This window comes from Rossellomorea aquimaris (assembly GCF_001877785.1).
In the GTDB taxonomy this organism is placed as follows: Bacteria; Bacillota; Bacilli; order Bacillales; family Bacillaceae_B; genus Rossellomorea; species Rossellomorea aquimaris_A.
The window spans coordinates 88372-107199 of sequence record NZ_MINN01000117.1; the positions used below are offsets into that span (position 1 = coordinate 88372).

General features: G+C 45.1%; 20 protein-coding genes and 1 pseudogene. 1 reads left to right on the forward strand and 20 read right to left on the reverse strand.

Translation table 11 applies throughout. The features are described 5' to 3' along the window. Positions 1-418: 418 nt before the first annotated feature. The 9 genes from prfB to BHE18_RS17205 form a co-directional block, all read right to left on the reverse strand. A protein-coding gene (gene prfB, locus BHE18_RS17165; protein ID WP_141771917.1) for a peptide chain release factor 2 occupies positions 419-1520 on the reverse strand; the annotation gives its coding sequence in 2 pieces (ribosomal slippage) (positions 419-1447 and positions 1449-1520; 1101 coding nt in all). Between the two features lie 568 nt (positions 1521-2088). Next, the gene (gene secA / locus BHE18_RS17170) at positions 2089-4599 is read right to left on the reverse strand and encodes a preprotein translocase subunit SecA (protein ID WP_071619745.1); all 2511 of its coding nucleotides are present in this window, start codon (positions 4597-4599) and stop codon (positions 2089-2091) included. A 148-nt stretch (positions 4600-4747) separates the two neighbouring features. Continuing rightward, the gene (locus BHE18_RS23660; RefSeq protein WP_071619945.1) at positions 4748-4969 is read right to left on the reverse strand and encodes a hypothetical protein; all 222 of its coding nucleotides are present in this window, start codon (positions 4967-4969) and stop codon (positions 4748-4750) included. A gap of 121 nt (positions 4970-5090) precedes the next feature. Beyond that, positions 5091-6200 carry a YecA family protein gene (locus tag BHE18_RS17180; protein WP_071619746.1) on the reverse strand — a complete coding sequence of 370 codons (1110 nt, stop codon included), beginning with the start codon at positions 6198-6200 and terminating at the stop codon, positions 5091-5093. A gap of 490 nt (positions 6201-6690) precedes the next feature. Beyond that, a complete protein-coding gene (locus BHE18_RS17185; RefSeq protein WP_071619747.1) occupies positions 6691-7059 on the reverse strand; it encodes a hypothetical protein in 369 nt (122 codons plus the stop codon). A 120-nt stretch (positions 7060-7179) separates the two neighbouring features. Continuing rightward, entirely contained in the window at positions 7180-8025 is an 846-nt protein-coding gene (locus BHE18_RS17190) for a DUF1028 domain-containing protein (RefSeq protein ID WP_071619748.1), read from the reverse strand. A 29-nt stretch (positions 8026-8054) separates the two neighbouring features. Further along, positions 8055-9185, reverse strand: coding sequence for an aminopeptidase (locus BHE18_RS17195; RefSeq protein WP_071619749.1), 1131 nt, complete (start codon positions 9183-9185; stop codon positions 8055-8057). Positions 9186-9304: 119 nt separating this feature from the next. Continuing rightward, entirely contained in the window at positions 9305-9883 is a 579-nt protein-coding gene (gene hpf / locus BHE18_RS17200) for a ribosome hibernation-promoting factor, HPF/YfiA family (RefSeq protein ID WP_071619750.1), read from the reverse strand. A 484-nt stretch (positions 9884-10367) separates the two neighbouring features. Continuing rightward, positions 10368-11096, reverse strand: a complete 729-nt coding sequence (locus BHE18_RS17205) for a transposase (protein ID WP_083573853.1) — start codon at positions 11094-11096, stop codon at positions 10368-10370. A gap of 134 nt (positions 11097-11230) precedes the next feature. On the opposite strand from BHE18_RS17205, the gene BHE18_RS17210 reads away from it, so the two are divergent. Further along, positions 11231-11500 carry a DUF3949 domain-containing protein gene (locus BHE18_RS17210; protein ID WP_071619751.1) on the forward strand — a complete coding sequence of 90 codons (270 nt, stop codon included), beginning with the start codon at positions 11231-11233 and terminating at the stop codon, positions 11498-11500. Positions 11501-11550: 50 nt separating this feature from the next. Here BHE18_RS17210 and BHE18_RS17215 read toward each other — a convergent pair whose 3' ends face one another. The 11 genes and pseudogenes from BHE18_RS17215 to flgL all read right to left on the reverse strand — a co-directional run bounded on the left by BHE18_RS17215 (position 11551) and on the right by flgL (position 18814). After that, positions 11551-11946, reverse strand: coding sequence for a hypothetical protein (locus BHE18_RS17215; protein ID WP_083573854.1), 396 nt, complete (start codon positions 11944-11946; stop codon positions 11551-11553). Positions 11947-11956: 10 nt separating this feature from the next. Continuing rightward, on the reverse strand, positions 11957-12304 hold the full coding sequence (locus tag BHE18_RS17220) for a hypothetical protein (protein WP_071619752.1): 348 nt from the start codon (positions 12302-12304) through the stop codon (positions 11957-11959). Beyond that, positions 12304-12708: a flagellar export chaperone FliS gene (gene fliS, locus BHE18_RS17225; protein ID WP_071619753.1), complete on the reverse strand. Its 405-nt coding sequence runs from the start codon at positions 12706-12708 to the stop codon at positions 12304-12306. Before fliS ends, BHE18_RS17220 begins: the two co-directional genes overlap by 1 nt. Before the next feature lie 33 nt (positions 12709-12741). Further along, a complete protein-coding gene (locus BHE18_RS17230) occupies positions 12742-14265 on the reverse strand; it encodes a flagellar hook-associated protein 2 (RefSeq protein ID WP_440480400.1) in 1524 nt (507 codons plus the stop codon). A gap of 24 nt (positions 14266-14289) precedes the next feature. After that, positions 14290-14646, reverse strand: a complete 357-nt coding sequence (flaG, locus tag BHE18_RS17235) for a flagellar protein FlaG (protein WP_071619755.1) — start codon at positions 14644-14646, stop codon at positions 14290-14292. Between the two features lie 507 nt (positions 14647-15153). Then, positions 15154-15270: pseudogene (locus BHE18_RS17240) on the reverse strand (flagellin); the annotation flags it as partial. A gap of 339 nt (positions 15271-15609) precedes the next feature. Next, entirely contained in the window at positions 15610-16398 is a 789-nt protein-coding gene (locus BHE18_RS17245; RefSeq protein WP_083573855.1) for a flagellin N-terminal helical domain-containing protein, read from the reverse strand. Between the two features lie 154 nt (positions 16399-16552). Then, a complete protein-coding gene (gene csrA, locus BHE18_RS17250; protein ID WP_071619756.1) occupies positions 16553-16774 on the reverse strand; it encodes a carbon storage regulator CsrA in 222 nt (73 codons plus the stop codon). A 4-nt stretch (positions 16775-16778) separates the two neighbouring features. Then, on the reverse strand, positions 16779-17225 hold the full coding sequence (gene fliW / locus BHE18_RS17255; protein ID WP_071619757.1) for a flagellar assembly protein FliW: 447 nt from the start codon (positions 17223-17225) through the stop codon (positions 16779-16781). 17 nt (positions 17226-17242) lie between these two features. After that, the gene (locus BHE18_RS17260) at positions 17243-17833 is read right to left on the reverse strand and encodes a DUF6470 family protein (RefSeq protein WP_071619758.1); all 591 of its coding nucleotides are present in this window, start codon (positions 17831-17833) and stop codon (positions 17243-17245) included. 75 nt (positions 17834-17908) lie between these two features. Further along, complete coding sequence (gene flgL / locus BHE18_RS17265) at positions 17909-18814, reverse strand: flagellar hook-associated protein FlgL (protein ID WP_071619759.1); 906 nt, start codon at positions 18812-18814, stop codon at positions 17909-17911. Between the last annotated feature and the right edge of the window lie 14 nt (positions 18815-18828).

The following is an 18828-nucleotide window of genomic DNA, read 5'->3' on the forward strand; positions in this document are numbered from 1 at the left end:
CGGCATTTGACTCATACTTTTTTTAAATCGTAGATTTGTTTTTTGTGTTAGTGAAGTGCTTATCCGGGCTCCTTGTAAGAGCTCGCGTCATACGCTCTGTCACAACCTTTGAGAGTATAGCATGGGTATTGAAGGGTGTAAATGACATTGGGGTGACGTGGTAAAGCATTAGTGGGATGGAGTGGGTGTTTGGTTGATAGTGGCTTGGCGGGGGCGCTTTGGCGGGGTAATCTTGACTGGTGCCTGGCTCAAAAGGGGGGATTTGAGCCTGGCTCAGATTGGGTGGATTGAGCCAGGCACAATGCAGGGGTTTTGTGCCTGGCTCAATGTATATGATTTGTTCCAGGCACAGCCGCTTACCAAAATCTAAACAAAAAAGCTGAACCTCCCTGACAGGGTGGTTCAGCTTTTAACACCATTACTGAATTTTCGAGCGCAGATAAGCATTGATGAATGGGTCAAGATCCCCGTCCATCACGCCTTGTACGTTTCCGGATTCCGTGTTGGTTCTGTGGTCCTTGACCATGGAATATGGATGGAACACATAAGAACGGATCTGGCTTCCCCACCCGATTTCTTTTTGCTCTCCGCGGATTTCAGCCATTTCCTGCTCCTGCTCTTCGATTCGCTTCTGGTAAAGTTTCGCTTTCAGCATTTTCATCGCTGCATCACGGTTTTTTATCTGTGAACGTTCAGACTGGCATGTCACGACGACATTGGTCGGCAAGTGGGTGATACGGACAGCCGAGTCGGTCGTATTGATATGCTGACCGCCGGCACCGCTCGCACGGTACGTGTCGATTTTAAGATCTTCTGTGCGGATATCAATTTCGATTTCTTCATTGAACTCCGGCATCACTTCGCATGAAACGAATGAAGTGTGACGGCGTCCGGAAGAATCGAATGGAGAAATACGAACCAGACGGTGTACACCTTTTTCCGCTTTCAGGTAGCCGTAAGCGTTGTGACCTTTGATGGCAAGCGTCACACTTTTGATTCCCGCTTCGTCCCCTGGAAGATAATCGAGTGTTTCCACCTTGAATCCTCTCTTCTCAGCCCAGCGCGTGTACATACGCAGCAGCATGGAACCCCAATCCTGTGACTCGGTTCCGCCAGCACCCGGGTGAAGTTCAAGGATGGCGTTGTTTTTGTCGTATTCTTCACTTAGAAGAAGCTGAAGTTCATAGTCGTTCAGGCGCTTCATCAGGTCGCCGAGTTCTTCTTCAAGGTCCTGCTGAAGGTCTTCGTCCGGCTCTTCTTTTACAAGCTCAAGCGTCAGCTCAAGGTTTTCCTGCGTTTCGAGCATTGCTTTGTAATCATTCACCAGGGCTTTAAGTCCGTTTCCTTCATTAATAAGTCCCTGCGCTTTTTGCTGGTCATCCCAGAAATCGGGTTCTACCATGATTTCATCAAGTTCCTGGATGCGTGCCTCTTTGTTTTCTAAGTCAAAGAGACCCCCTGAAGTCCGCTAATGTCTTAGCTGTTTTTTCTAACTCTGATCTGATTTCTGCTAGTTCCATGATTGGTCACCTCTGTGGTTATTTTGTTGTTTATTTTATCTTTCTGTATTAAATGCCGCTGGTGATTTCCGTGCAAGACTTCGCTTTCCGCGGGCGAGCGGGGAGCCTCCTCGGAGCTGCGCTCCTGCGGGCAAGAAAAGCGGAAGGGCTTTGCTCAGAGGCGTGTGGCATAAGGCGAATCGGCCACGAAGGCGTTCTTTGCCTTCTTGGACGAGTTGACTTATGACATGTGCCTCTAAGCCCTGGAGCTAGACAAGTCTCCCCAGCTTCGCTTTTCCCGCAGGAGTTTTCGTCTTGCACTCCAATCACCAGCTGGATTGTACTAAATACACAAATCACACAGTTTTTGTTGTTTATAGAAAATACCAGGTACACGTTTTTGAACTTCGAGCCAGGATCAACGTCATTCTAAACGCTGTGCCTGGCACAAAACGGGCTATTTGTTCCTGGCACAATTCAGTCGATCTGTGCCTGGCACCGAAACCCAGCAAAAACGGGCCCCCGCATTAAAACGGAAAAGTACCTGGCACTCCTATGTAAGTACCAGGTATCCTCTCCAATCTTGCAATTATCCCATTCTGCCGTGGCAGTGTTTGAATTTTTTGCCGCTGCCGCATGGGCATGGTTCGTTGCGGCCGACTTCTTCTTCTTTGCGGACAGGTTTCTTCTTGGCTTTGCCGCCTTCTTCTTTCGGGTTGACGGCTTGGCCTTTGGCTACTTCCTGACGCTGAAGGTTGTTTCTGATTTCGGCTTTCATGACGAATTTGGCTGCATCTTCTTCGATGGCCAATACCATGCTTTCAAACATGGCGAACCCTTCATGCTGGTATTCGCGAAGCGGATCGGTTTGACCGTAGGCCCGCAGGTGGATACCCTGACGGAGCTGATCCATCGCGTCGATGTGATCGATCCATTTCGTATCGACCGCGCGGAGAAGGATGACTTTTTCAAATTCGCGCATTTGTTCTGCGCCCATCTCTTCTTCTTTTTCATTATAGCGGACTTTCACGTCTTCCCAGATGATATCCATGATTTCGTCGGCTTCTTTTCCGCGGAGGTCGTCAACCGTGACGTCCCCTTCAGGAAGAAGATTCGCATTGACGTAATCAACGATACCCTGCAGGTTCCAGCTGTCGATTTCTTCGTTTGCCGTGTGGGCAGCAACCTGGCGCTCGATGACGGACTTGATCATCCCTTCAACGATTTCGCGTAGGTTCTCTGATTCAATGACATCATAACGCTGCTTATAGATGATTTCGCGCTGCTGGCGAAGGACATCATCGTATTGAAGAAGCTGCTTACGTGCATCGAAGTTGTTACCTTCCACTCGCTTCTGGGCGGATTCAACAGCACGGCTGACCATTTTACTCTGGATCGGCTGGGAATCATCCATGCCCAGGCGGGTCATCATTGTCTTCATATTGTCGGATCCGAATCGGCGCATCAATTCATCTTCCATTGAAAGGTAGAATTGAGTGACACCAGGGTCCCCTTGACGCCCGGAACGTCCGCGGAGCTGGTTATCGATACGGCGTGATTCGTGACGTTCTGTACCGATGACGGCAAGACCGCCAAGATCGATCACGCCTTCTCCAAGCTTGATATCCGTACCACGGCCGGCCATGTTCGTTGCGATTGTAACGGCTCCTCTTTGGCCTGCCTCTAAAATGATTTCGGCTTCACGGCCGTGGTTTTTCGCATTCAATACGTTATGGCGTACGCCTTTTTTTGTTAAAAGTTTGGAGATCAACTCTGATGTTTCGACGGCCACTGTACCGACGAGAACAGGCTGTCCCTTTTCATAACGTTCCTTGATGTCCTCTACAACCGCCATGAATTTACCTTCCATGGAAGCGTAAATCAGATCGGCACGGTCATCACGGACGATCGGTTTGTTCGTAGGAATTACGATGACGTTCATGTTGTAGATGTTGCGGAATTCCTCTTCTTCCGTCTTCGCTGTACCAGTCATACCGGAAAGCTTCTCGTACATACGGAAGTAGTTCTGGAACGTGATCGTCGCCATCGTCATGCTTTCGTTCTGAATTTCGAGCCCTTCTTTCGCCTCGATGGACTGGTGAAGACCATCACTGTAACGGCGTCCTTTCATCAGACGTCCTGTGAAGGAATCGACGATGACGATTTCGCCTTCCTGTACCACATAATCAACGTCGCGGTGCATGCTGACGTGTGCCTTCAGCGCCTGGTTGATGTGGTGGTTAAGGGTGACGTGTGAAATATCAAAAAGGTTATCGATGTGGAAGGCTTTCTCCACTTTTGTAATACCATCTTCAGTCAGTTGAACACCTTTTGTTTTCTCATCATAGGTGAAGTCTTCGTCTTTTTTCAGCGTGCGGACAACCGCATTTGCCTGGATATAAAGCTGAGGCGTGCGCTGTGCGTTACCGGAAATGATCAGCGGTGTACGCGCTTCGTCGATCAGGATCGAGTCGACCTCATCGATTACGGCGAAGTGCAGCGGGCGCTGAACCATTTGATCTTTATAAAGGACCATGTTGTCACGAAGATAATCAAAACCGAACTCGTTGTTCGTTCCGTACGTGATGTCCGCTTTGTACGCTTCACGCTTCTCTTCTTTTGACATGGAGTTGAGGTTCAGACCGACAGTCAGACCAAGGAAATTGTAAAGCTGCCCCATTTCCTCAGCGTCACGGCTGGCAAGGTATTCGTTGACCGTTACGACGTGAACGCCTTTTCCAGTGATCGCGTTCAGGTAAACCGGCATAGTTGCCGTAAGGGTTTTACCTTCACCGGTTTTCATCTCGGAAATGTTACCGCCGTGGAGGGATGCCCCACCCATCAGCTGGACGCGGTATGGATAAAGACCGAGGACACGGCGTGCCGCTTCGCGTACGACCGCGAATGCTTCGACAAGCATATCGTCAAGATCCTCACCTTTTTGATAACGCTCCTTAAAGCGTTCCGTTCTCTCACGGATCCCATCATCCGAGAGGCGCTCCATTTCCGGAGCCAGTTCTTCTATTTGATCGGCTATCTTCTCAAGCCTTTTGATCTCTCTTTTATTCGCATCAAACACTTTGTTTAAAATCCCAAGCATGTATAACGCTCCTTTATCCTGTATAAGTAGAGCCCAATTACACTCATCACTATAGCGAAAGTAAATGAGAATTCCATGAGAAATGATAAATTTCCCAGTCTTAAAACATCTCTACTACACATTCGCTAAAAGCACTGTAAATCCTGCTTCAAAAACAATTCATTCCTGTTAATTCTACCATTAACGTTACCCTGTTACAACTTAAGGGGGATGGAGGCATTTTAGTTTGGGCTTTTAATACCGCTTTTGATTTCCGTGCTAGACTTCGCTTTCCGCGGGTAGCCCGTGAGCCTCCTCGTCGCATTCGCTCCTGCGGGGTCTCACATAAGCTACTCTTCCCGCAGGAGTCTTCGTCTAGCACTCCAATCAACCGCTGGTAGTAATTAAAACTAATTTGTATCAAACCACAAAACCCGAACCAACATGAATTTTGAGATTCAAATTAGTTCGGGTTTTAATTAGTTAAATTCACTTTTGCTGCAGTTATAGATTTATTTTTTTAACAGTTCATAAACTGTATCCTGGTAGCTTTCCCAGATCTGTTTGCTTCGTCTGGAGATGCTGTTGGCGGATACGTCGAAGTATTCGGCGAGTTCCTTTTGAACGTGGCGGATACTGATTTCGTCGATGTTCTTGGCCATGTCGACGAGGGCACCTGAATAGATTTTCGGGTTGCGGATCGTCGGGCGTTCTGTGTAGAAGTATTTTTCCAGTACGGAAACGAGCAAGTCGCTTTCCGCTTTGTCTTCCCCTTTTTCAGTAAGGAAGGTTTTCAGGGCAGTGATTGCTTCGTTATATTCAGGCATTTTCCAGATTTCCACGCCTTCAATAGGAGCTTCCTGCTCAGCCGGTGTTTCGATTTCAGTTCCTTCCGAATCCACAGCAGCCTTCTTGCCGGATTTTTTCTTTTCCGCACTGTATAAAACAAATCCTACGTCGGCAAGCATCATGTATTGATCTGCCAGGTAATCCTGCAGATTCTTAAATTCACCTTGTTCAAAACGGATTTTCACCAATTCCATCGCGGCATTTTCAATTGATGGATAGATAAAGTACTGGGCAAATGGGAGATGCTTGTCTCCGTTCGGCAGCAGCAGCGCCAGGAAGAAACTGCTTTCTTCCAAATTGCCGAACCTCTCTTTTACTACTAGTTTTTCACCGGTGATCACTTCTTCAACATGAAGTGTGCTGTCATCCACTTTTTCAACCGTACCAGCCGTCACTCTCAGGTTTCTCCAGGATTCCAGGACGGCAGCCGTCTGAGGGCGGGTCACCGTACCAACCGACTTATCGATGAAGCGGTCGATCAGACGAACGCCTTTCTCATCTTTTTGTGTGGAACCGTACCAGCTCACGAACGCCATTTCATAAATATCCGGATCGGCCTTCATCAGGTCCATTTTCTTCAGATATTCATGATACGCTTCCTCCATCTTGGGATCCTGCGCAGTTGCAATGAAATCATAGAGCTGTGCCTGCAGCACGTCAAGCTCCTGGTTTATCATTGCATCTATATTCACGCCATTTTCTTTTTCACAGCATTTCTTATATTTCTTACCGCTCCCGCAAGGACACGGTTCATTTCTTCCGACTGTACTCATGCTTGTTCTTACCTCCGAATTGTTGAGTCCCGTTCACAAATGTTCATTATATAACACTTTTGGGTTTGGTTAAACTATTTTGGAGGATGTAAAAACAACCAGTGGGTGTGTTGCCTCCCTCTGCTTGATAAAAAACATTGATTGCCGCTTTTGATTTCCGTGCAGGACTTCGCTTTCCGCGGGCGGGCGGTAAGCCTCCTCGTCGCTGCACTCCTGCGGGCAGAAAAGCGGAGTCGGCTTGCTCAGAGGCGACAAGCTTAAGGCGAGCAAGTCAGAAAGGCGCTCTTTGCCTTTATGGCTTGGTTGACTTATGACCTCGAGCCTCTAGCCGACGGAGCTGGACAAGTCTCACATTAGTCACTTTTCCCGCAGGAGTCTTTGTCCTGCACTACAATCAACCGCTTGCCAGAGGATGATATCTACATTCATACCCTAAACAAAAAAGCTGTTTTCAAGCTACATCCTTGAAAACAGCCCTTTAATAATAATCCTATTGATTCTTGCTTTTCATCAGCTCGTCGATATACTGTTTTATTTCTCCGATTTTCTGATCGGTGACCTGGGTGATTTCATTTGACTTCTGGTTCAATTCGCCCTGGTAGTCCTCATTCAATTTACTAGTGAGGTATTGATTCGTTTCATCTTTAAGTCTCTGGATTTCACTTTGTGTAAGTCCCTCTACATCGTTTTTTATTTTTCCATCTCTTTCAGAAAAATAAGCAGCTACCTTGGACTCATAGTCTTTTTTTAATACCTCTGCCGCATCATTCACATGATACACAAGTGCCCCTGCTGCTCCTCCAATCACAAAAGTAAGGATGACGGTAATGACAACAACTTTAGAAAATAGATTTTTCATGTGAACACCTTCCTTATTTAATTTTATCTCTTAAGTTAATAGTATTAATAAATGCTGTGTTTCATACTAAAAATAAAAAAGCTATTCTTCAGGTTAACCAATAACCTGAAGAATAACTTTTTATCTAACATATCTACCCTGTTTCTTCATATAATCCAATACATCCAGATCAATATAATTCTCTTCCTGCTCCCGCATTTCAAAGTTCTCGGTGTGCAGGTAGTCCTTCAACGCCTGGTGCAGCGACTTGCTCCCATCAGCATATCCATGGCGTTTCAGTTCTTTTTCAAGGTCGTCCCGAACTTCGCCTTCCAGGAGGACCACTCTCCCGGGATCTGATTCTTTGAAATAGAGTTGATGCATCAGATAGATTCTCTTCAACTCTTTGATAGGTGACGCATGGTCATCTACCCGCAGATCGACGTAACGGTCATTGAATCCTCCGTAGCCGCCTTTTTCTTTTACTACTAAAAGCGCAGCAGACTGCATACCTCGGGAGTCCCCGCCTGCATCCTGGCCGGCATCAAGAGCGTGAAGCAGCCTTTCTGCCAGGCTGCCTGCCGTGGATTCAAAGGTTTCCGCCATCGCTTTGACAGTATTTTCATCTACTAAAATATTCCCCTGGGCTGCAAAATGCTTTCCAGTGACTCCGCCTGCCCAGTCATAACAGCCTTCACCCGTAAATGTAGCCGCATGTCCCCATGCATCGATCAGTCCGACCTGTCTGAGGTGGCGCTCAGGATCATCTTTCGTGATGATGTCCAGTGCTTCTTCTGCCGTCTTCCCTTCTTCCATCAGCTGCAGGGCCTGCGGACCGTACGTCGTGTTGGCATAGGACTGGGTCGCCACCGCCCCCACGCCTGCTTTGGCAAACGGGACGACCGAACCGACACCAAGGAACTTTGATTGCACGGCAATTCCCCATTCTTTCTCTTCAGGATCATATCCGACGATAGAATATGTCATGTTGACGTCCTCCTTTTATTCTGACTCTCCTAAACTCCCACGGTTGCTCCGGCAGCAAGGGCATCCGGATTCAACCCTTTCAGTTCATCTAAAATAAAAAGTCCATCCTTCCGAATCAGCACATCATCAAAGTAAATTTCGCCTCCGCCATATTCGGGACGCTGGATGCAGACCATGTCCCAGTGAACGCTTGAGCGGTTCCCATTGTCCGCTCCTTCGTAAGCCTGTCCCGGGGTGAAGTGGAAGCTCCCTCCGATTTTTTCATCAAACAGGATATCCAGCATCGGTTCCTTGATTTTCGGGTTCACACCGATTGCGAACTCACCGATAAAGCGCGCGCCTTCATCGGTATCCAGGATCTCATTGAGCTCCTTTGTCTTATCCGCTTTCGCCTTGACTATCTTTCCGTTTTCAAATGTCAGCGAGATATTGTCAAAAGAAAAACCTCGGTACAGAGTAGGCGTATTATAGGTGATCGTCCCATTCACACTGTCCTTGACCGGTGCCGTATAAACTTCCCCATCCGGGATGTTCCTTTCCCCGAAGCACATGACCGATGGGATATCTTTTATGGAAAAAGTCAGGTCCGTCCCTTCTCCGGTGATCCTCACTTTATCCGTACGGTCCATCAGATCCTTGAGCGGCTTCTGGGCCTCTTCCATCTGCTTGTAGTCGACGGTGCATACTTCAAGGAGATAGTCGAAGAACGTGTCAAAGCTCATCTTGGCTTTCTGGGCGAGGGCCGGATTCGGATAGTTTAATAGAACCCATTTCTTCTTTTCCACCAGGTAATCATTTGATTCTTTTACGAGAGGCATGAGGAGCTGCCACTGTTCGCCCGGGACCTCACTCATCTCCGCGTCGTTCGGGTCACTTGAAATGTTGATGAACGCATCGATATCCTGGTACCGATCCATATTCCATTTATTCATGAGGACCATCTGCTCCTCTTTCGCATTCGTTGCGATGAGGCGCAGCAATTCCTGATCCCCGAATTCAAAGTACGGGATGACGCCCATTTCATAGGCTTTACGAAGCAGTTCCTTCACGAGCGGCTTCGTATTATATTCGCCTGTGATCAGGAGCTTTTCTCCTTCTTTCATTTTCAATGAATGTGTCAGCAGGACTTCTGCCAACTTCGCTAGTCGTGGATCTCTCACTCTGGTTCCCCCTCAATTTTGTCTACTACTATCATTCGACAAAAATTGGAAAAACCCTCTTCAATACCTGTTGAAAAATCCTGCAGCCAGATATGACTGCAGGATCTTTGATTGTATGATCAGTTTGTCTCGATCAATCCATATTTACCATCGCGACGCTTGTACACAATGTTTGTAGCGTTTGTTTCGGCATCTGTGAAGACGAAGAAACTGTGTCCCAAGAGGTCCATCTGAAGGATGGCTTCTTCACTGTCCATCGGCTTCAGGTTGAACTGCTTCGTACGCACTACTTCTGAATCATTCTCGTCCTCTACTTCAATCGCAGCAGCTCCGTTTGGAGATACGTGATTAAGGTCTTCCTGGGCTGCGAAGAACTCCTTCGGGCTGCCCTTTTCACGCATTTTGCGGTTCACTCTTGTTTTATGCTTGCGGATTTGCCGTTCCAATTTATCTAATATCAGATCAATGGCCGCATACATGTCCGTGTGGCGTTCCTCCGCGCGAAGGACCAGGTGCGGCATTGGAATAGTCACTTCAACTTTAGTATTTTTATCAGGGTACACTTTCAGATTAACATGTACATTTGCATCAGGAGTTTCATTAAAGTAACGATCTAACTTTCCAATCTTCTTCTCCACGTGTTCGCGAATCGCTGGAGTTACCTCAATGTTCTCGCCTCGAATGTTGTAATTCAACATGTAAACTCCTCCTTTTAAAAATAAAGCTATGTTGTATATATTCTTCATTCCCCCGAATATCCCTGCTTAAACTTTCAAAATTTTTTGTCATTTCGGAAAGAATTTTGTCACAGGATTTTGAAATATGTCGAAAGTGTTGGGACACAAGGGATTGAAGAATGGGCAGAGTGAAAGGGTGTGGAGCTGATTAGTGGCCATTCACTCTTTCTTCTATTATTATCTCACTTAATTTTGGTGGTTAACAGGATATTTTTGAAGGATTGGTGGAGGTTTTGGGGCAGGTTTGTGACTTAAAGGTGGATTGTTTGTTTATTCAGTTGGTGATTTCTTCTTATGATTCAACTGCTGAAAAATGTTGAAAAATCAACAGGTGAATATTCATTTGATTATCAGTTGGTGAACATCATTAAATATAATTCACCTGCTGATTAATAAAGAAAGTTCAGCAGGTGAAGCTAATAATAAGAATCCAATTTTCTTATTGTCAGTTATTAAATTGATAAAGTTTGGTTTCGGTATAAAACTTATAATTCTCTTTGGAATTATTCATATAAGAAAGAATCCTATCTTGGTTAACATGGATATTACGAGAATTGGTAATAAAGGATCGGTAACTGGACCACTGATAACTGCCAGGGTCAGTGACTATGCCCGCTTTTATAGGGTTCAGGTGAATATAACAGCTGGTATCTACTAATTGTTTGTTATTTTTGATTATTACCGAGCGATATGGCCCCTCGAACAGATGCCCATTAAAACCATTTTTCTTATTAAAATATCGGGCGTAACGGTAGTGTGTCTGGTGAATGATTTTGCCTGGAGGGTCGTCAATGGTCTGGAGCAGGAGATGGACATGATTTGTCATGAGGCAATATGAATGAAGAATAAAGGGGTATTTGTGTTTGGCATCCTCTAAGTATTTCAAATACATCAATCGATCGTCTTTGTTCCGAAAAATCGTATACTGCCGATTCCCCCTGGCAGTAATATGGTAAGTGCACCCTGGAGACCACTCTCTTCTATGGTACATGACAACACCCTTTCTTAATTGGTAATGGATAGTATTCGACAAAATAATGGGAATTCCTGCCTTTACTTTGGATTCAGCTGGGGAATTAACGGGAAAATTCAGCAGGTGAAAATGATACAGTCCCTCACCAGGTGAAATCCCTTCTAAAATCAGCAGGTGAAAAAGAAAGAAATTACCACTCACCAGCTGAATCCTATTCTTTATTCAGCAGGTGAACATAAATACTCATTCTCCATCATTCTCCATCATTCTCCCAACATGAAACTTTATCCATTCACAAAACGTATATAAGAAATAACTTAAAGGAGGCAATCTCGATGCTGCTTGAAGTGTTCCTGATCATAATTGGAGTATATATTCTAATTTCACTTCTCATCCTTCCGTTTCAATACCGCTTTCTGATTACGTTAAAAAGAGAAGAAGAAAAACATAGAAAGAAAGGCCGTACACAAGGGGAGATGTACGATTCAATGAACGCCGGAGATTTGGCGCTTCACAGCAACATGCAGGGAAATCCACTGTTCTTTCTCGCTAATATTCTTGCTTCTATCATCTATCGGGTTAAGCATCGCAAGAAATCTCTCTAAATCGTAAATACACGTAAAGAAACAGCCCCGGATTAATCCGGGGCTGGTAATTAGTTATTCAATAACGGCTTCAAGACTCGATCGATTTCCAGCTTCCACGCAGAAAATGCAGGCGAAAGTTTGCCCTTCACGATTTCTTCTTTTATATTGCTCTCTCCCAAGTGACCGTCCAGTTTCATTGTCTGATCGATGACTAGCTTGAACTCATTCAGCACACGAACAACTTCAGGGCTTTTCTTAAATAACGCTTTAATAAGCTCATTACTCTCAGATACTTGACCAAATGACTCGAATACATCAGCCAGGACGCGGTCACCTTCTGTTTTTTCAATGTCTTTAAAACTATCCGTTACATACGCCAAAGCTTCCTCAATTGTCTCAAGCATACCAACATAGCGCTGCAATAACTCAAACTGTTTCTCATCCAGTATTACCGTGCTGGTCAAAGAGAATCACCTATTTCTTTTTATCGTAGAACATTCCGTCATGCTGCAGGGATTGGTAAGGATTGGTATATCTTTGGGCAGAAGATTTTTTCTTGGTTAAACCATTCATGTCCCGCTTGATTTCAGTACGCAGGAAAATTAACTTGCGGTCGATTTCCTGATTCCATTCCATCATTTCCTTGCCGAGCAGCTGCTCATTTTCTGAAAATGGCGGCTTTATGCTGCTGAGCAGGGTTTGTCTTTCTTCAAGCAGTTTTTCTATTTTCCCGATTACAGATTCACGATTACCGTCTGACAGGCCTTCAACGGCTTCTTTCAGCTGCTTGGTAATCGAATGACAGAGCAAAACAGAACTCATTATGCCAGTCCGCCTTGGCCAGCATGCTGTTTCTGCCGGTTAAGCTGGATGACCTGCTTCCATGTGTCGCGGAATTCAGTGATCAACCCTTCAACCTCTTCTAAGATAGCACTATCATTTTTAACATTCGCTTCGGTTAACCGGCGATTGATATAGTCGTAAAGCGACATAAGATTTTGGGATATTTCAAGATCCGTATTGAGCGTGACCATCAGTTCGCTGACGATGGCCTGTGCTTTTTGGATGTTGGTGTTCTTCAATTCAATGTTTTTATCTTCAATGGCTTTCTTTGCTATATGAATGAACTTCAGGCTTCCGTTATAAAGCATAAGTGTAAGCTCACCCGGTGACGCCGTAGTGACCGAGTTATTCTGATAGGCTGCATACGGGTTGTTAATGGCCATAATGACACTCCTTTTTTGCTGCTGTTAAAATTATTACATGCCTCCGCCGAATTGCTGCATGAGGTACATGGACTGCTGATTCGCCCGCTGGATTGCTTTCTCCATAGCGGTGAATTGACGCCAGTAACGGTCCTCCACTTGGATCATCCGATCTTCAAAACGGTCGATCTGGTTGTCCGTATTGTTTAATAGACGCCCCAAAGCGAAGGTATTATTCGTACTGGAAGCTTTACCTGCCTTTTTCTCTACACTGTCGATCGTATCTTTCAATGTATCCCGCAAGCGGCGTGCGATCCCCTGCTCTCCGGAAGTGGCACCGTCTTTCGCAAAAATTTCATAGATGGCATTGGGATCTTTTGAAATGGCCTCCCTCAGCTTGGCTTCATCGATGATCAGTTTTCCACGTTCCAAATAGTTGCTGGAAGTCTTGATACCGATCTGAGACAGCTGGTCGGTCCCTGACGTCCCGCCGGAAACAGGTGTGTAAAGATCCATCCGCATTTTGTTCATTGCAGAAGAAAGAACCGAATCGTTACGGAGAGTTCCGCTCCGTGCCTTTTCTTCCCACATCTCGATCTCTTTTTCTTCCATCGCTTCCTTTTGTTCAGCGGTCAGAGGCTTGAAATCACGGTAATTCTTTTCGTTGAGTTCGCCGTTCACTTTTTCAATCAGTTTGTTGTATTCGTCTACGAATTTGACGATTTTTTCTAGGATTTTGTCGGTGTCTGGTTGTGAACTGAATGATACATTCGTGTTTGACGCGTTTTTCAAAGTCAATTCAAAACCATTTATGTTGAATGTATTGGACGCACGTTCCGTTTTCATCCCGTTATAAGTAAAAACAGCATTCTCGCCGGCTGAACCCCTGCCTGCAGTTACCGCCGCGTCATTGTCTGCATCCAGCTTCAGATGAGTACTAAACAACGAGCCCTGCAATTCAATCTCGGCTCCGGCCCCGTTGCTTCCGGTATTCTTACTCATCACTGACATTTGTTTAGTCTGTGAGTCATAGAACATCGTGACACCGGTTTGATTATTGATTTTTGACATAAGACTGTCCAGGCTCTCTTCTGCAGGATCGAACTTGATCTCAGTAAAATCAGCTGCCATCGTACCGTCTTTCTGGATGGCTTTGACTCTGATCGTTTGTTCACCAGTCAAACCGAAGGATTCACTCAATTTCTTCTTAGGGTCAAAAGCCCCTCCATCCGATTGAGTGATAGCAGCTGAACTGTACATCGTGGCTGCGGTAGCCAATGATTCCACTTTGATTGTTCCGGAAAAATCGCCGGTAGCATTTATATTCTTAACAGAAACTTCATTTGGATTTGATAGAGTGACTGTCTTCTGCGTGTATGTACCCTGCTTCATGACGCCGTCAAAAATAAGATTACTAAAATCAAACATCATCTTGTTCATATCCCGGTAATCATCCCGCTGCCATTCAAGATACTGCTTCTTTTGCTGCAGTTTATCAAGAGGGATACGTTCTGCCTTCATTAAATCCTTTATCATCTGATCGGTGTCCATACCGCTCGCAAGCCCGCCGATTCTCATATCTGCCATCAGGAATCACCTTCCTTATATCTTTTTATCAACGATCAATCCTACAAATTCAGTCATCGCCGCATACATATCCAGCATTTTCTTTGCCGGGATCTCCCTGACGATTTCCTTTGTCCGTTCATCAACAATGGTTACATAGTATTCTTTCAATTTATCATGAAATTCAAATTTAAGATGAGTGTTCGAAGCATGCAAAAACTCATTCATCCCCTGAACGACATCTTCCACTTTTTCTCGCGTGACAGGCTGGTTGTTGGTTTCTTCTTGGTGTCGTTCCTGTCCTTGTATGTATGTCACTACTTCGTTTTGGTTGTTTTCTGGTTTGGAAAATGATTGTGTGGGTTGGATGGTGCCTGTCACTTTTTCAATCATTGGTTGATCCTCCTTGGGGTGTATATGGGTTATATCGGAAGAGTCGGGGGAAAGTTTAGAGTTAATTAACATTACATATGCAAGCAAAAAAGAACCCCGAACGTTAAAGTCTAGGGTTCTTTCAAATAACTTAAAATTAACGAAGAAGTTGTAAAACTCCTTGTGGTTGTTGGTTCGCTTGCTTTGCGACTATGTCTTTCGATCATAGAATAGACTATATCTTCACCCTTGTATGCAAGGGGCTGGGCACTTCGAACGATTTCCATCATCCTACGAATCTCATTGTCATAGCGATTGCCTTAGACAGTGCATTCTAGTCGTTGAACCTTCTCCAGAGTTTCCTCACAGGAGCTTGGCTGCTGATTATCCATTGTCTCATCTTCATCATTTTCAAACCATTACGCTTACCGTTTCCAGTTACGCTGTGGTTGATGAAGCTTTAGGAAGTTCCAGCAATTCACCCAGTCATACTCCAGTTCGTTGCCAAACTGGACGCCCTCCAATCAATCATCTCAAAAGTTGTAAAACTCCTTGAGGCATTTGATTGGATTGAGCCAACATTGCTTGCGCTGCTTGAGAAAGAATAGAATTCTTTGTTTGGTTCATCATTTCTTTCGCCATCGTGCGAACATTTACTTTCATAAATGACCAGACTATATCTTCACCCTCTGAATTCAGTAGGGGTTGGGCACTTCGGATTCACAATGCTGATGACCATTGTTTCACCTACGGATTTCATCACCATAGCTTTCGCCTTAGATGGTCTATCCTAGTCGTTGAACCTTCTCCACTCTTTCAAGACAGGAGCTTGGCTGCTGATTGCCCAATCTTTTCTTTTATCAAACCATCACGCTTGTCGTTTCCAACTACGTTGTGGCAAGAAAAGCTCTAAGGGGTTTCCAGCAATTCACCCAATTATGATCTCTGACCGTTACCAGTCAGGACGACTGTGCTTGTTGCTGTTTAGGCAGCTAAAGCATAATCTACGTCACGCACACGTGATTCTGCGGCAGTTAAATTCTCTGAAGAAGTACCTAGGTTGTTTATAGTATGTTCTAGACGATTTTGATAAGACCCTAGTTTTGAACGTTCAGCAGAAACTGTTTCTATAGCATCATTAATATCTGTTATAGCTGTATCAGCTGCGGTCTGAGTAGAAATATCAATACCTGCCGTTACAGTGGCTTCAGTTACAACCGGATTGGCTGGATCTGAAACATCTACACTTCTTGCAGTTCCGGTTGCTGCTACACCAAGAGTAAAAGCATCCATTGCATCAATTGTTAAGTTTAAGTTTTGGCCTTCGTTTGCGCCAATATGGAATGTACCATCAAACTGTCCACCTAACAAGTTTTGTGTATTAAACTCAGTATTATTGGAAATACGTGTAACTTCTTCAGCTAATTGATCTACTTCCTTTTGTAACTCGGCGCGATCTGTGTCTGTATTTGTATCGTTGGCAGATTGTACCGCTAGCTCACGCATACGTTGAAGAATTGAGTGAGTTTCGTTTAAAGCACCTTCGGCAGTTGCAATCAATGAAATACCATCTTGAGCATTCTTTGAAGCCATATCCAAACCACGAATCTGTCCACGCATTTTTTCAGAAATTGCTAAACCTGCAGCATCATCGCCAGCACGGTTAATACGAAGACCTGAAGACAACTTCTCCATTGATTTTGATTGTGCACCATTTGCAGTAGATAACTGACGATAAGTATTCAAAGCCGCAATATTATGATTAATTCTCATTACAAAATTTCCTCCTTGAAAATAAGTCCACATCCTTGTGAACTGTTTAGTATTTGGTTTACAAAGAACAGAAAGGTCGGCCGCCCTTTTCTTCCTTGCTTACATGGTTATTATCGGTCGAATTTACCAGGGTTTAATAGATTTCTAGAAAAAATTATTGTTTTTTCGGCAAAATGTTGAAGAGGTTGTCGATTCCTTTGGAGGCTTCGGCGTTTTCTTCCTGGATGGTCAGGTAGATTTCTTTTCGGTGGATTTCGACGTTCTTAGGTGCGTTGATGCCGAGCTTTACTTGATCTCCTTTTATCGATACCACGCTGATTTCGATATCTTCCCCGATTTGGATGGCTTCGCCTGTTTTTCTTGTCAGTACCAGCATCGTCTCACTCCTTACCGGCTTGCTCTGGCTGAGCAAAGATTGGATGTTTCGTTTGATAGCTTGTATCATTCAGGATCACTTGTTTGGCTTTGTTGTTTGCCAGGTTGATGATGATGGGTGCTTGAAGGTTGGCGGTTGATTCATTCAGGGTTTCCCTCATTGTCAAGATGGTTAGTACTTTGACATCTTTTTCAGAGGTAAAGCCTAATAATTCTACCGTTCCCTGATCAAGTTCAAAATCATATTCTTTTGTAAATAGAAATGGATCTGTCATCACGAATCCGAGCTGAGAAGTGGTAACGGATTGTAGGATGTGAAACAACTCATTGTCCTGAAGAGGAAGAATCACGAATTTCTTTTCTTCATTGAATCCCGGAATCCCCTGTTCAAAATTCAACACACTGTCTTCTTTGATTTCAATTTCACCATGATATTTTGTATTTATGATCATGTTCTCATTCCTTCGCCTTAAATTTCCTGTTCGTAATTAATCCCAACATGCTTTAAGTTCACAAAATCAATCTGCAAATCGGCATATCTCTGGAGACTTATATCTACCTGCGCTTTTGATACATTCACGTTCGGCTTCACGACCTGTGTATTGTTAATCACTTTCTGAGATTCAAAATGGACCTTCACCTCACCAGGATCGTATTGAATCTTCACACTTCCCGCCGAAGGGATCCAGCCGATATTAAAATCATACATCGGATCTTCACTGTTTCGTTTTGCCTGCTCAGCAATCGCGTTTCCGCCGTTTTCAATCATCATAAGCTCGTCGCCGTCCTGCGCCATACGGGCGAGTCCTGCTAACCAGTCTTCATACCCCTGCCTTGAGAAATCCTCTATCCTGCGGCGCACTGATTTTAAATCCATGTCGGCCCGTGCTTCTGTCTGGTCGATTGTCAGCTTTGACGGCCGACGCTCGATTTCCATCTTGGCTTTCGGCTGCTGGATGTCGAGGGCAGGCGGCGGTGTTTCAATTTCAACCCTGCCCGGTGTTGTTTTTATACCGATGGAGGCAGGTGTGGAGTGTAGCCGTATCTGTGGAAAGTTCATCGTATCTCTCCTCTATTCAAAAGGGGACCACCCCCTTAGGTGACGAAACACCTTAAAGGGTTGGTCCCCTAGCATTTATCTTAAAAAGTCCATTAGTGAAGGCTGGATGATTCTTGCTCCGACCCCCAGTGCAGCACGATGGACGCTTTCCTGGGTTTTCAAATCGGTGATGACCCGTTCGATGTCTGCGTCTTCGTTGTCAGATAGAATTCTATTTGCCACGACTTCCTGCTGCCCAAGGCGGTCGTCGATCATTTCGAGGCGGTTGTAGCGGGCTCCGAGTTCGGAACGTTCTGCGGACAAGGTTTCCATGACATCGTCCAAGTTCCCAAGCTCTACATCAAGAGCGCCCGTATCCCCTGTTTCCAATGCTTTTTGAATATTGTGCACCGTATCAAACAGTTTCTGGCTGAAGACATGGGCCGGGTTTACGTTTGCTTTTAAGGAAACGCCCTGTGAAACTTCTACATTGTAGTTGCCAATAACTGCTTCTTTAAGATTATCCGCAACCTGAGGTCCACTGCCGTCTGCAGGATTTCCATCTTTAATGGGTGAGTTTCCAACATCTGTTCCGTGGAAAATATATCTCCCGGCAACCTTCGTTTCAGCCACTCCCACCAGATCCGCTTTAATCTGTTCGATTTCTATGGCAACAGCTTTCTTGTCCTCTTCACTCAACGTCCCATTTAACCCTTGCAGCGTCAGCTCCCGCACACGCTGCAGACCCTGATTAGCCTGATCGATCCCGGATTCAGAGTTATCCATCCACAAATAAAGTTCTGAGAGGTTCCGCTTATACTGCTCGATCCCCGTCAGGTTCGAACGGTAAAACATCCCCTTCATCGCGACAACGGGATCGTCTGAGGGCTTGGTGATTTTTTTACCGGTGGCGAGCTGATCCTGGAGCTGTCCCATGCGGGCGTAGGATGAGCTCAGGTTTCTCATTGAATTACTGGTTAACATGCTTTGCGTTACGCGCATTTAAATTTCACCTT

Coding starts and splice junctions, on each gene's coding strand:
- secA (WP_071619745.1), bottom strand. CDS start 4,599: ATGCTTGGGATTTTAAACAAAGTGTTTGATGCGAATAAAAGAGAGATC.
- BHE18_RS17180 (WP_071619746.1), bottom strand. CDS start 6,200: ATGAGTACAGTCGGAAGAAATGAACCGTGTCCTTGCGGGAGCGGTAAG.
- BHE18_RS17185 (WP_071619747.1), bottom strand. CDS start 7,059: ATGAAAAATCTATTTTCTAAAGTTGTTGTCATTACCGTCATCCTTACT.
- BHE18_RS17190 (WP_071619748.1), bottom strand. CDS start 8,025: ATGACATATTCTATCGTCGGATATGATCCTGAAGAGAAAGAATGGGGA.
- hpf (WP_071619750.1), bottom strand. CDS start 9,883: ATGTTGAATTACAACATTCGAGGCGAGAACATTGAGGTAACTCCAGCG.
- BHE18_RS17210 (WP_071619751.1), top strand. CDS start 11,231: ATGCTGCTTGAAGTGTTCCTGATCATAATTGGAGTATATATTCTAATT.
- BHE18_RS17220 (WP_071619752.1), bottom strand. CDS start 12,304: ATGAGTTCTGTTTTGCTCTGTCATTCGATTACCAAGCAGCTGAAAGAA.
- fliS (WP_071619753.1), bottom strand. CDS start 12,708: ATGGCCATTAACAACCCGTATGCAGCCTATCAGAATAACTCGGTCACT.
- BHE18_RS17230 (WP_440480400.1), bottom strand. CDS start 14,265: ATGAGAATCGGCGGGCTTGCGAGCGGTATGGACACCGATCAGATGATA.
- flaG (WP_071619755.1), bottom strand. CDS start 14,646: ATGATTGAAAAAGTGACAGGCACCATCCAACCCACACAATCATTTTCC.
- BHE18_RS17245 (WP_083573855.1), bottom strand. CDS start 16,398: ATGAGAATTAATCATAATATTGCGGCTTTGAATACTTATCGTCAGTTA.
- csrA (WP_071619756.1), bottom strand. CDS start 16,774: ATGCTGGTACTGACAAGAAAAACAGGCGAAGCCATCCAAATCGGGGAA.
- fliW (WP_071619757.1), bottom strand. CDS start 17,225: ATGATCATAAATACAAAATATCATGGTGAAATTGAAATCAAAGAAGAC.
- BHE18_RS17260 (WP_071619758.1), bottom strand. CDS start 17,833: ATGAACTTTCCACAGATACGGCTACACTCCACACCTGCCTCCATCGGT.
- flgL (WP_071619759.1), bottom strand. CDS start 18,814: ATGCGCGTAACGCAAAGCATGTTAACCAGTAATTCAATGAGAAACCTG.